6 protein-coding genes, 1 tRNA gene and 1 pseudogene are annotated in these 13,381 nt (G+C 44.4%); 1 reads left to right on the top strand and 7 read right to left on the bottom strand.

Annotated elements, in window-relative coordinates; genetic code table 11:
• Positions 1–14: 14 nt before the first annotated feature.
• Both DFR58_RS12615 and DFR58_RS22685 read right to left on the bottom strand, forming a co-directional pair.
• Positions 15–554: a ComF family protein gene (locus DFR58_RS12615; protein WP_479722744.1), complete on the bottom strand. Its 540-nt coding sequence runs from the start codon at positions 552–554 to the stop codon at positions 15–17.
• 15 nt (positions 555–569) lie between these two features.
• Positions 570–761: pseudogene (locus tag DFR58_RS22685) on the bottom strand (double zinc ribbon domain-containing protein); the annotation flags it as partial.
• A gap of 140 nt (positions 762–901) precedes the next feature.
• Here DFR58_RS22685 and DFR58_RS12610 point away from each other — a divergent pair.
• Positions 902–978: transfer RNA gene (locus DFR58_RS12610), tRNA-Arg, on the top strand.
• A 203-nt stretch (positions 979–1,181) separates the two neighbouring features.
• Here DFR58_RS12610 and DFR58_RS12605 read toward each other — a convergent pair.
• The 5 genes from DFR58_RS12605 to DFR58_RS12585 form a co-directional block, all read right to left on the bottom strand.
• Positions 1,182–3,281, bottom strand: coding sequence for a glycoside hydrolase family 36 protein (locus tag DFR58_RS12605; protein WP_114298215.1), 2,100 nt, complete (start codon positions 3,279–3,281; stop codon positions 1,182–1,184).
• 56 nt (positions 3,282–3,337) lie between these two features.
• The gene (locus DFR58_RS12600; protein ID WP_114298214.1) at positions 3,338–4,165 is read right to left on the bottom strand and encodes a carbohydrate ABC transporter permease; all 828 of its coding nucleotides are present in this window, start codon (positions 4,163–4,165) and stop codon (positions 3,338–3,340) included.
• 18 nt (positions 4,166–4,183) lie between these two features.
• A complete protein-coding gene (locus tag DFR58_RS12595; protein ID WP_114298213.1) occupies positions 4,184–5,068 on the bottom strand; it encodes a carbohydrate ABC transporter permease in 885 nt (294 codons plus the stop codon).
• A gap of 93 nt (positions 5,069–5,161) precedes the next feature.
• Positions 5,162–6,496, bottom strand: coding sequence for an ABC transporter substrate-binding protein (locus tag DFR58_RS12590; protein ID WP_114298212.1), 1,335 nt, complete (start codon positions 6,494–6,496; stop codon positions 5,162–5,164).
• Positions 6,497–6,747: 251 nt separating this feature from the next.
• Positions 6,748–13,275: a sugar-binding protein gene (locus DFR58_RS12585; RefSeq protein WP_242987604.1), complete on the bottom strand. Its 6,528-nt coding sequence runs from the start codon at positions 13,273–13,275 to the stop codon at positions 6,748–6,750.
• Between the last annotated feature and the right edge of the window lie 106 nt (positions 13,276–13,381).

The raw sequence follows: 13,381 nt of genomic DNA, 5'->3' as shown, positions 1-13,381 counted from the left end.
TGTTAAAAGCACCATTACTTTCTTGCCGAAGCAATCACCGCAACACATACATATGCCGCACCCGCTTCCTTTAATACTCTGCTGCACTCATTTACAGTACTCCCGGTTGTAAATATATCATCAACTAAAAGAATTGATTTTTTATAGACCTTGTTATTGCTACTTACCACAAAAGCGTCTCTGGTATTTAAAAGCCTGTCATTTTTTTTGAGCAGGCTCTGAGTCGCGGTATTTTTTATTCTTTTTAGGGCTCCCGAGCATTCCGGAATACCTATCTCCCTGCTTAAAGCGCGGGATATTAAAAACGCCTGATTATATCCCCTGTCTCTTTCTCTGCTTTTATGAAGAGGAACACTTACAATTATATCAAATTTATGGTTATTTGTCATTTTTTTTAGCTTTTGTGCCAAAAGCTTTGAAAACGCCCTATAATACGATGCCTTATTAAAAAATTTGAATTTAATGACAGCCCTCTTTATAATACCTGTATATTCGCACACGCATACTACGGTGTCAAAATATCTTTCGTTATTATTCCGTGCTTCATAGTACACGTAATTCTTCTCTAAAAAAGGTATTTTCGCAAAGCATCTCCCGCATATATTTATTTTGGTGCTGGCATCCAAAATCCGTGCACAAAATATACATTTGGGAGGGAATATTAAATTTATAATATTTTGTAAAATATGTAACACCGTCCTCTTACTATAAATATCGAACAAAGTGTTAAATATTATTACAGATTTTTCACGACAGAGCATTAATTTTTTTGAATATACAACTGTAAAAATTTAAATATAAAATTGGCTCTTGCTTTTCATGAACAGCCATGTTAAAATAACATGTGTTTCATGTGACACATATGCTTTGTCAGGTGATAATATCTATATATTTTATATATGTGCCCATAGCTCAGCAGGATAGAGCGTCGGTTTCCTAAACCGCAGGCCGGAGGTTCGAATCCTCTTGGGCACACCAGTAAATAAGCTGCTTGCAAGGTTTTTTGCAAGTAGTTTTTTTATTACTTTTGATATTTGGGACAGCAGATACAAGCAAACTGCGGAACCTTCCCTTTGCTTATTTAAAAAAAATTGCAGCCTACATAATTGCCGTAGACTGCAAAATCACATAATATTTAAGTAAATTTTTAATCTCTTTACATTCATTGCTTAGTTTGTTTATTAATATTTTCTCAATTTCAAACAGACAGCCACCGCCTCAAACTCTTCCTTCATCTGTACTGAAAGACATCCGTCTTTTAATGAAATATTATTTCCGAAGGTACAGAATGTTTTATGAATTTCATAGCTGCCCCCAACAGGAATCTCAATGGAGTCAGGAAAATCTCTATTGAAAGTATGGATTAAAACAACCGCTTCTTTTTCGTTATCAGCTTTTCTTACAATGCCCTGCCAGCCTTTCGGATTTCTGTAGCCTTTAAGCTTTGAACCAAAAAACGTTGTTGTCCCGTTCAATATTATATCTGATATGGAATGATAGAAGCTTATCCCTTCGTCAATCACATCCCATTGCTCCTTGTCTAAATCATAAACATCTCCTGAAAGGCACATAACACCAAGGAAAGTACTTATAATCGAATATATTATTCTCTTCCTGCTGTCTGTTTTGCGCAGCACCGCCCATATTTGTGACTGGCATGGGCTTATCACCCTGTGGAGATTAGCTGCGATAATGGGAATCTCATTACATTCATGGGCATCGGAAAAAGAAGCCATGTCACATAATGCCATCATGGACGGCTCAAGCCTATGCCCTCCCGAAGAACAGTTTTCTATGATGATGTCCGAAACTTCTTCTCTTATTTTTGCAAAGAACGCCTGCGAAGCAAGAACTCTTTGCCTAAGTCCTTCTCCCAGCGATTCGTATCCGTCACATCCCACACCTATGGTTTCGTTATAATCCACCTTTAAGTATTTAAACCCATACTGCTTAAGCATACATATAACTTTTTCAGTCAGATAATCAACAACAAAGGGATCACTCATATCCCAAAAGCGCCTTACCCCTGAGGTAATAACCTTCCCGTTTCTCTTGAGAAGATGTGTCTCGTCCTCGTACGCCTTTGCTTTAGAACAGCAGTTTTCAAACTCAAACCAGATTCCCGGCAGCATTCCGGCATCTTTAATCATTTTTACAGTTTCCCCAAGTCCTTGGGGAAACAAGTCTGGACTTACAACCCAATCACCTACCGTGGTATCCCAACCATTTTCATTATCGGCACTCCAGCCCGCGTCGATTACAAAGCAGTCAACCCCTCTGCCTTTTATAATATCCAGAATTTTTTTTATATTATCATGAGAAGGGTATCCCCATGTGGTACAGAATTCGTTGAACAAAACCGGCAATCTTTCAAATTTATTTATTTTATCAAACTTATCTTTAGGTATCGTCAGGAGTCTTTGCGCTGCTTCATCCACACTTCCTCTGCCAACAGTTAAATATGCAGAGGGTGTTTCAAGCTCCTCTCCCGGCTGCAAGGTCTTCATCCAATGCCCGAAGTCAAAATCTGCAAGTCCCCCGGAAACGCATAATGCATCATCCCTCCTGTAAACCTCCATCTGCCATGAAGATGCACAGGCTAACTGCGCTGCCCAGACCACACCTGTAATAGTATCCTCAACTGCTACAAATGGGAAATACTTTCTTACCGGCATGGAGCCAATCTGTCCAAACTTTTCCGACCTTACTCCGTGCTGTGACCAGGAAGGCTCAAGCTGCAGCTCCTCAACACTCTCAGTTATAAGCCTGCCCTCATTGCTCCAGCAGCTTCGGATTCTATGGACATTCATGCTTTCATACGCTTCACCTTCAATAAAAGGAGTCAGCCCGCCCAGAGAAAAGCTCGACAGCATTTCCACATCAATGGCTTTATCAGATTTATTGGAGTATATCGTATTCACCTCAAACGCCTTCAAACCCTCTTTATACTTAAGAATATGCCGTGCAAAATGACCGTTTCCATTCTTTAATACAGTTGTGATAATTTGAGTGCCATTATTATAATCTGCCCGCTGGCTGTCATATTCCAGTACCGAAGTTGATTGACCGTTTCTCATGGTATGTCCGTTTGCAAAGCCTCCCGAGAAGTCATCACCCTTGATATAAGCTTGAACCAGTGAATCAATATTATATTTTTTATCCTGTACAGCTTTTTCCTTCAAGCTGGCAGGCAATATTTCAATGCCAACGTTGCCTGCTTCATTAATTAAATATCTGACTGAAATGTCACCAAAAATATATTCAGATAAAATCCTACTCATATATAATCACCAATAGAAATAAATTCAAATCCTTCCTCCAACAACCTTTTTGCCGGCTATTTTAAAATTGCTCCTGCGGTAAGCGCATTCTCTATCTGTTCGTTTCCTATTATATACACAATAATCGTCGGCAAACTTGTGATTATCATTGCCGCTCCAATCTGCCCCCAATGAGATACTCCTATGCTTACAAAGAAATTTAACAGTCCTACCGTCAAAGGCCGTATCCTGTCTTCCGCCGCTAAAATAAAAGCTAAAAAGAATTCATTATATATGTTCATAAATATTAAAACACATTGAGTAGAAAGTGCAGGTTTTACTATGGGAAGAATTATTTTAAGATAGGATTGATATATGTTGCAGCCATCAATACAGGCAGACTCTTCAAGCTCTTTAGGCAAGCCTCTGAAAAAGGCATAGAGCATAAGTACGCATGAAGAAAGAGCAAAGGCTGCATATGGCAATATCAGACCCAGATGAGTCCCCTTTATTCCCATGCTTTTGGTCATAATGAGTATCGGAATAATTACCACCTGAGCAGGTATAATCAACCCCATTGAAATATAGCTTAAAGCAACACCCTTAAACTTCCAATTCATTCTGCTGAGACAATAAGCCAGCATACTTCCTAAAAATATAGTTATTATAATTGTACTTGCCGAATATATCAGGCTGTTTGATAGATATCTTACGAAGTTGAATTTTTCAAGCGCGTCTCCATAATTGCTGAAAACCCACTGTTGCGGCAACCCGAATGGGTTATCGTATACTTCGCTTTTGGTCTTGAAGGACAGATTTATCATCCAGTACATAGGAAAAAGAAATGTTATTCCTATAATTATCATAATAGAACTAATCAATATTTTGGTTTTATTTCTTTTCATGACCCATTCACCTCTCAGTTAAAACTCAATTTTTTCTCTTGCTACAAACCGGTTGATCAAAAAGGTCAGTACTAGACATTCAAGTATAAAGATGATTGCTATTGCACATCCCTGACCAAAATCAGAGGCGGAAAACGCCTTATAAAACAACTGGTAAACAACAGTTCTCGATGCATCCCCGGGTCCCCCGGCCGTCATTATCCTTACATGGGCAAACTGAGCCATACATCCTAATGTCGATAACACCAAAACGTACTTGGTCACATCCTGTAAGAGAGGAATGGTAATTTTCACACTGGCTCTCAAAAAACCTGCACCATCTATAACTGCAGCCTCATAGTAGGTATTCGGAATAGCCTTAATACCAGTATAGAAAAGCAGAGCATTCAAACCTATATACTGCCACAAAAAAGCCACCGTTATTGCCAAAACTACTGTATTCTCGTCAGATAACCATGCAATAGCCAGGTTATCCAGTTTTACCGCCTTTAATATACTGTTTATAAGGCCCCATTGAGGCTCATAAATCGCGATCCACATTTGCGCTATTACCGTCACAGAAAGCACTGCCGGAAACACACTGCTGGCTTTAAAAAATCTTCTTACCGACTCAGTCTGCTTATCCATAACCAAGGCAAGGAGCAGTGAAGTCGGCAGTCCTATAAATACTGATATCGCTACTATTATAAAAGTATTCAGATTCGATTTCCAAAAGGTAGCATCGTTCAAAACATTTATATAGTTTTCAAATCCTACATATCCTAAGCTCTTAAATCCGTCATTTTTTTGAAAGCTTATGGCAATTTCCGGAAAAATAGGATAGATAACAAAGGTTGTAAATAGTATCAGCGCCGGAAAAGAAAATATAAATATCGCAAGCTTATTGCCAAAATATCTGTTCATATTGTCCCCTTATCAATCAGCATCCCTATATGAGGTCGTTTCATATAGGGATGCTTTATGATTTTTCCCCTTTATAAATAAGTCATTCTTGAATTATTCGAAGTTTTCAGCCCATACAGGATTGATTGCCTTGATCCATTCATCCGGTGAATACTTGCCTGTAAGAAGCTTGCTGTTCTGTGTCGCAAATTCTGCGGACATTTTTGCGTTGAATGTTGCAGCCCACATGGAAGGAACCTTGATCTTCGCTGCATCGAACTGGTCTAAGCTCTTCTTTAACAATGGTGAAGTAATTTCTACCTGTTTGCCTGTGTCAAGCATTGTCGGTGAACCATTGTCGTTGTAATACAGAGCGTCCTGAGTTGCACAGAATATAGCAAAGTCGGCAGCAACTTCCGGATTCTTGGCTTTTGCCGATGCCAGATAGCCGCTTAATGGAGCTCCCCAATATTGTATTGCATCATTAGGATCAAGTCCCTCTTTTGCTGAAGGCCACGGGAAGAAATCTGTATCAGGAGCAGCCTTTTCCAGAGCCGCTGTTTCCCATGTGAACATTACCAGCATGGCAGCCTTGCCTGAAGTATAAGCCTCTATTGACGGACCATAATCTACGTTTGTAACACCCTTGTCAAATGCGCCGATCTGAACGAGCTTCTGAATTCTGCCCAGAGCGTTCTTAACTACCGGGTTGCTGAAATCTGTCTTGTTATTAACGAGGTCTTGTGCAACCTGAGGATCTTCAGCCATAATCATAGTCTGAACCATGGCCAGATTGGGTACCCATCCGTCCTTACCAAATATGGACATTGGGATAAGTCCCTTACCCTTAAGAGTTTCACAAACTTTTACAAGCTCGTCGAAGGTCTTGGGAACCTCTATGTTGTTCTGAGCAAATATATCCTTATGATACCAAATCCTTGGTGTGAAATACTGGTCTGCTCCCGGCTGTACGCAAAAGAGCTTTCCATTCTTGTCTGGTGCTACAAGATCCGGCAATTTCATTTTTTTATCAAAGCCTGACTTCTGTACCTGCGGAAGCAAATCTAAAGCATTTCCTGCCGCAATAACAACTGAGGAAAGATTCTGTTCGGAAAACCATACATCGGGCATATCTCCTGATGCGTTATAAGCCTTCAGCTTATTTGCATAGTCCTGTCCTCCGCCGCCCAAATCATATTCAACCTCAACATTAGGCATATCCTTTTCAACATTGACTTTTATATAATTGTCACGGATAGCATTTCTGTTATCGTCTGCACTTAACGAAAGAAATTTGATTTTGACCTTTTCTTCATTCTTAACCTCTGCCGTTGTTTCATTAGTTTTTGCCGGGTCTACGGGTTTATCCGCTCCTCCGCCACATGCTGCCAAAGAAGTTGCCATGGCTAAAGCTGTAACAACAGCCATAACCTTTGTTAACTTAATCATCTCTGTTCCTCCTTTAATAATTTGCTAATTAAAAGCTTAGAGAACTGCCCTTTCGAAAGGTTCCTGTAACTGTTACAGCTTAATTATATAGCTGCTATTCCCTGTGTTAAAGGGAATATTTTTTGTCTGCAAGGAAAAATATCGGGTAAAACACTATATAAGCAAAAACAGGACTCTTTCGGCCATAGCTCTCAAAAAAACGACCCGAAGGGTATTTTACCCTTCGGATCATTTTTTTATTAATTTATTTCTTATTTGTTAGCGTAAATCCTGTAAAGCATTATTGCTACTTCCGCCCTTGTGGTCTGTGCGGTAGGATTGAGATTTTTGCCGCTGCCCTGTATCAATTTGGCCTTTACCATTGTCGATACATGGTCTATTGCATAGCTGGCTACCTTTGAAGCATCCTCAAATCTCTCAATATCGCTTTCCGTACCCACAGGCAGATCCCGTCCGGCTGCTTTCATTGCCCTTATTGTGAGCGCCATCATATCCTGCCTTGATATTTCCTTTCCAGGATTGTAGGTGTTTCCGCCTCCGCCCTGTGCTATACCAAGCTTTTTGGCTATTCCAAGCTGCTCATAATATATGTCGGTACTCTTTACATCATTGAAGTTTGTATCAAATTCAGCAGTCAGCCCAAGAGTCTTGACAAGCCACATTATAAACTCGCCTCTTGTTATATTCTTGTCAGGGCTGAACTCCTCTTTTGACGTACCCTCAACTATATCCTTTGATGCAAGCACCTGAACGGGTTCCACTATCCAGTGATATTTTGCTATGTCGTTGAAGGTCTTCTGTACAAATGCAATTACATACTTGCTGAAATGTGTCGTCGTAAACGTTACAACCTTCTCAACAGAATCATATTTTGCATTTGGAACCACAATTACGTTTCCGTTGCCGTCAAGATACCATACTGTAAGATAAGCTGCATTTTCTAACTCTTTTTTGCTTGCCTCGTAAGGTATTTTTACAGTTACCGGCGCATTGGAGTTTTTCCATTCAACCGTTTTTCCGTTTATCTTTATGCTAAGGTCTACTACCGGCTTGTCTGCTACCTGTGCCTGAAGCCCCGCATCAAGATCTTTTTTGTCAACCTTTGCTATCACAATCTCCATCTTGTCGCTGTCTTTAACACCCTGTGATGCAAACATGTTAGCAGGTAAGGTAGCAGTAGCTATTCCTGTGTTAATTTGTATCCGGCTGTTGCCTGTCTCAGAAGCCAATACTGTCTGAGGAAGCTGCACTGAATATGCCTTAGCTCCCTGTGCCGCAGGTATTTCCACCTTAACCGTGCTGGCTCCGCTGCTGTCGGGGGTTGTACCTTTGAGTGCCTTCTCAATGTCGGCCTTCGTTATCGGTGCCGCTTTTGCCTCACCTGTAGCAGCATTAACCTTCGGTGTAACCACGGTTATTGCTCCGTTTTCCACCTTGGCTGTCGGCGGTGCGGGAGTAGGAGTACTGCTGTTGCCTCCGCCAGTATATGTTGGGGTTTTGACAACCAATGCACTGATTGCCGCCTGAAGAGCTGTCTTTGCTGCATCTACTTCTTGCTGAGTTGCATCTGCGTTCGCATTTACAGATATTGCAGCTGTCAATGCCGTCTTCATTGCCTGCCACGATTCTGCGGTATATGCACTCTCGCTCAATCCCTGCGCCCTGATTATCTCGGCTGCAAGCTCCGTCTTGTCTGCAGACGGAGTCACTGCCACAAGTGCGTCTATTGCAGTCTTAAGAGCTGCCTTTGCCTCGTCTACTTCTTGCTGAGTCGCGTCTTCCTTCTCATTTACAGAGGTTGCAGCTGTCAATGCTGTCTGCATTGCCTGCCACGATTCTGCAGTATATGCACTCTCGCTCAATCCCTGTGTCCTGCTTATCTCAGCTTCAAGCCCTGTCTTATCTACAGATGGACTAACCTCCTCAAGTGCGTCTATTGCAGTCTTAAGAGCTGCCTTTGCCTCGTCTACTTCTTGCTGAGTCGCGTCTTCCTTCTCATTTACAGAGGTTGCAGCTGTCAATGCTGTCTGCATTGCCTGCCACGACTCTGCGGTGTAGTCATTTTTGTTCAGTCCCTGTGCCTTCTCTATCTCAGCTTCAAGCTCCGTCTTATCTGCAGACGGGGTCACTGCCACAAGTTCTTCTATCGCGGTCTTAAGATCTGCCGTTGCTGCATCTACTTGTTGCTGAGTTGCAGCTGCGTTCGCATTTACCGAGGTTGCGTTCGTCAATGCCGTCTGCATTGCCTGCCACGACTCTGCGGTGTAGTCATCTTCGCTCAGTCCCTGTACCCTGCTTATCTCGGCTTCAAGGAGAGCCTTGTTCACAGGAGTCACTGCCTCAAGTTCGTCTATTGCCGTCTGAAGTGCTGCGCTTGCTGCATTAACCTCATCTTGAGTTGCATTTACATTGTCATTTACAGAGATTGCATTATCCAATGCCGTCTTCATTGCCTGCCATGACTGTGCGGTGTAAGCATTTTCGTTCAGTTCGTTTGCCGCAACTATTACCGCTGCAAGAAGATCCTTGTTCACGGGAGTCACTACCTCAAGTTCGTCTATTGCCGTCTGAAGTGCTGCGCTTGCGGCATCAACCTCACTTTGAGTTGCATCTGTATTATCATTTACAGAGATTGCAGCCTCCAATGCTGTCTGCATTGCCTGCCACGACTCTGCGGTGTAAGCATTCTGGCTCAGTGCCTCTGCCGTAGCTATTACCGCGTTAAGGAGATCCTTATTTACATCCTCCCCTTCCACAACAAGTCCGTCTATTGCTGCCTGAAGTTCTACTTTTGCGTCATCAACCTCTTGCTGAGTCGCATCTTCCTTCTCATTTACAGAGATTGCTTCTGCCAATGCTGTCTGCATTGTCTCCCACGAATCTGAGGTATACGCACTCTCGCTCAGTGCCTCTGCAATACTTATAGCCGCTGCAAGGAGAGCCTTATTCACGGGAGTTACTGCCACAAGTCCGTTTATTGCCGTCTGAAGTGCTGCGCTTGCTACATCAACCTCTCCCTGTGTCGCGTCTTCATCATCGTTTACTGAGATTGCAGCCTGCAATGCTGTCTGCATTGTCTGCCACGACTCTGGGGTATATGCACTCTGGCTCAGTCCGCCTGCAGTACTTATCGCCGCTGCAAGACCTGTCTTGTTTACGGGAGTTACTGCCACAAGTCCCGCTATTGCTTCCTGAAGTTCTTGTGTTACGCCATCAACCTGTTCCTGAGTTGCAGCCGGATTCGCATTTAATAAGGTTGCAGCCTGCAATGCTATCTGCATTGTCTGCCACGACTCTGGGGTATATGCGCTCTGGCTCAGTGCCTGTGCAGTACTTATCGCCTCTGCAAGGCCTGCCTTGTCTACCGTGACAGCTTCAAACTCAACCGTTACCGCTGCCGCTGCCGACAAGCTCTCCAATGTATAGGTGTTTGATGTGTTTCCGCTTACCGCAGAACCGTTCAGCTTCCATCCCTTGACGCGGTAGCCGGTGTCCGGTGTTGCTGTAAACACAACATCCTTGCCTGCTTCAATACTTGCACCGCTTGTAATCTGGGCATTGTCCACCTCTGCAACTACGGAGCCGTTTCCGCCCTCAGTGCCAAATGTCACTTCATATGTGTCAGAAGTTTTACCTACAAGTGTAACCACACCCCATTGTGATCCGTTCTGCCAGGAATTTCCGGTCTGGTCGTGCCACATTATAATGTCCTGACGGCCACCGGTTGCTCCAGCGTCATTGATCTGCAAATCAAATCCGATTTTGTGAGCATTCCTAGGAACCGCAACCTTAAATGGGATCTTAACTTCAAGGTAATAACCGCCGTCCACAACCTTGGCAAAAGACTCAAAACCAGCGCTGATACTGCTTGGATTAAAGCTTTTCGCATTAAGATAGTTGATACGGTATTGCCCCATACCTGTTCCGTAGGAGGTACCCTTAATGTTGGTCTCATCCACAAAGATCTCGACCGAGTCCTGCTCATGCGCGCTGCCGCTGCTGCTGTTAAGCACAGGGTCTTTTACACGCACCAGCACATACAGGTTATTATCGTCCCACAGCACTTTAGCAGAGCCGTCCGTCGGGCCGTTTGCCATTGTCAGATGCTTAATGACTGGCAGCGTGACGGTCGTGTTCCAGAGTGGGTCGAGTTCAGTGCCGCCGAGAACAGGTGTACCGTATACGGCGGTCCCACTGCCGCTAGGCAGCAGAGCAAGTGCTTTGAACGCGTCACGAAGTGCAAAATATGCATTATCCGCTGCTCCCTGCTCGATCTCATTATTCGAGGCGGCAGCTTCTGCCTCACTTAAGGCACTTGCAAAAGCGTTCCATGAATCAGTTGTATAAATAGTATTGTCAAGGTTATTGACATCCTCAATCAAGGCTGTCAGCAAGGTTTTGTCAACCCCTGATGGAACTGCGTTTGCGGGTCCACCGCCACCGGCCTTAACCAAGTTAAAATATGCTTCTACTTTTGCAATTTCGTCAGTTGTCAGCACCCTGTCGTATATGAGAACCTGCGCAACTCTTCCCAGGAAGCGGTAGGGCGTTGCAGCCGCCATCGTGTAGCCTATGCCCAGATCCGGTCTGTTCCCGGCAAGCGCCGTAGCGTTGGTTCCTCCGCCGATTCGGGTGTCATTAACATAAATGTCTCGATTAACTCCATTTAGCTGCGCCCGAACGCTGGACAAACCGCTAATGGTTGTTGAAATACTTTGCCCGCCGCCCTGTACGCCGCCATTCGCGTTACCAAAGCGGATGTTAACTCTGTTTGTTCCTATACCAAGGTTAATACCGCTCCAACCGTTGTTGGCGGGCCAAGTCTGGTAAGCCTCGTTCAATCCGAAATAAACAAGTCCGCTCTGGTCGCTGGAGTTATTGGCTGTGGTTGTTGGGTTAGCCAGCGTGAATATCGTCATTTCCGTCTTGCCGTTATAGTCTTTAAAGCCTGCATATTTTAGCGGCCTTGACATGGCGGCAAAATCTACATAGTCGTATCCGTCTTTCTTTAGCGTGGGGTTGCCGCTTGGTTGTCCAAGATTATCTCCGCCGCTGCCGGGGACATCCGCCGGGACAAGCTTCGCCGTGACGCTTCCCATATTTGTCCATCCGGTCACGTTGCCCTCGCTATCTGTTTCCACTCCCTCATCGGCTTTGAGCCATAAGTCAAGACCATTTCTGGGAATATCGACAGGCGTCATATCGCGCACCACAACACGAGCATGCGACTGACCGAGTACTTCGCCTTCGCTCGACCGTACGTAAATAACGTATGGACCAGGCAAATGCGGTGCTATCATCCCGAGCTTATCGCCGGAGGCCTTTGTTTCTTTTTCGCTTTCAACGAAATTTCCATCACTGGAAGATGAAATCCATATCTCTTTTGTCGCGTCGTTCAAATCGTACGCAAATCTGACTGTCCCGTCAGGCGCTACTTGCACGTCAGCCGTGAGCAGCTTGTTTGCCACCGATACTGTAGTGGTAAACTTGATAGTTGTGGTATTCGCCGACGATGAAGTGCTGAGTACCAAGGTCCAGCTTCCTTCGGTGGCGATTTCGTACCCGTCCACTATAGACTTGCCGTTGAGCGTATAGGTGTAATCCTTGCTCAAAGCCAGCTTAAGAGGACGTACCGCTGAAACCTCGTAACTTTTACCGTCTTCCACATTGACCGCTGATGCGCTTGTGTCGACGTATGCCGTATACTTGGAGGTAGCCGTTCCTTTGCTGCTGTCTGCATATACGATATACAGCTTGTATGCCCCAGGAGCAGACGGAGCATCGATTGTCTTTGCATCACCGGCAGCTTTTGTCATAGTATCGCCTTCTGTAAAGACAGTTGTGTCCGCGGGTGCGAACCAAACAGTGTCTTCAGCTTTCAGCAGACCCCTGCGGTTCAGCTTGTCCCCTTTACCCATGATGACGTTGGAAGCCAGCTCAAACTCGGTGTCGGCAATAAGGCTTCTTGGTATCATATGAGTGTATTCGTCCTCAAGTCCCGAATTCAAGACGATTTCGTTACCCTTAACCGGCCAAATACGTTCTTCGCTTTTGTAATTGTCAAAAGTAATTCTGGGACCGCCATTCTGGTCGTTATTTCCATCCACATAACCCTCTATGGCAATCATGTCACTTTTGCGCTTCCAGTTGTTAAACTCATAAAGACGGCTCCGTCCAGGGGAATGGGACAGCTTTGACTGCACGACGTTGCCTATCATCTTTATGAACGTACTTCCTTCGTCGGGATGGAACCCGTTCGTCCAGTTGTTGGAGGTAGTGGGTTTGTTACTGGGATTTGGGTCAAGGAAGTTGTAGTTCATCTCGGTGTAATTCGTCCAGTTGTCAGGATGCCAGTTACTGGTCTCGTCGATGACGGGGCTGCTTGTCAAATTGTTGACGGTGTACCATGTCCCTCCGTCCGGCAAATTACCGGGATCTCCCTGCCTTCCTAGTGAGTAAATGGCTCCGGAGTCATTTACTACGGTGCATATTTCCTCTACCCTGTTATAGTTTATTTTGTTATTTCTGGAGGTGGTAGAGATTGCCGTAGATCTTCCGCGGCTATCTTCATGCGTGCCAGCGTAAGGGCCGCCGGTCTTATTGGTATTAACTAGACCTGCTTCGGTATAGCCGAACCCATCGTACTCACACCAGCCCCAGCCGATGCTCATAGCACCGTAAGTGGAGTCATACAGGTAGTTGTGCAGCACCTGCATGTTAGTTGTGTAGAAAGATGTCAGTGAGTTAGCGCCCGGGAATCCATAGCAGTTTCTGTACAAGAAGTTATTTTTAATATAAACATCCTCCGGCACTGCCTCTGTTCCATACACAAATTTTTCCTTATTGGCACCGGCCCAGTTCTTTATTGGCGTGCCTGAGACCGAA

This window comes from Anaerobacterium chartisolvens (assembly GCF_003337415.1).
In the GTDB taxonomy this organism is placed as follows: Bacteria; Bacillota; Clostridia; order Acetivibrionales; family DSM-27016; genus Anaerobacterium; species Anaerobacterium chartisolvens.
Note: the sequence above shows the minus strand (reverse complement) of the source record. Positions and strands in the feature narration are given on the sequence as shown.

Bases quoted from the DNA above. Each gene is read 5' to 3' on its own strand.
- DFR58_RS12605 (WP_114298215.1), bottom strand. From the start codon at position 3,281: ATGAGTAGGATTTTATCTGAATATATTTTTGGTGACATTTCAGTCAGA.
- DFR58_RS12600 (WP_114298214.1), bottom strand. From the start codon at position 4,165: ATGAAAAGAAATAAAACCAAAATATTGATTAGTTCTATTATGATAATT.
- DFR58_RS12595 (WP_114298213.1), bottom strand. From the start codon at position 5,068: ATGAACAGATATTTTGGCAATAAGCTTGCGATATTTATATTTTCTTTT.
- DFR58_RS12590 (WP_114298212.1), bottom strand. From the start codon at position 6,496: ATGATTAAGTTAACAAAGGTTATGGCTGTTGTTACAGCTTTAGCCATG.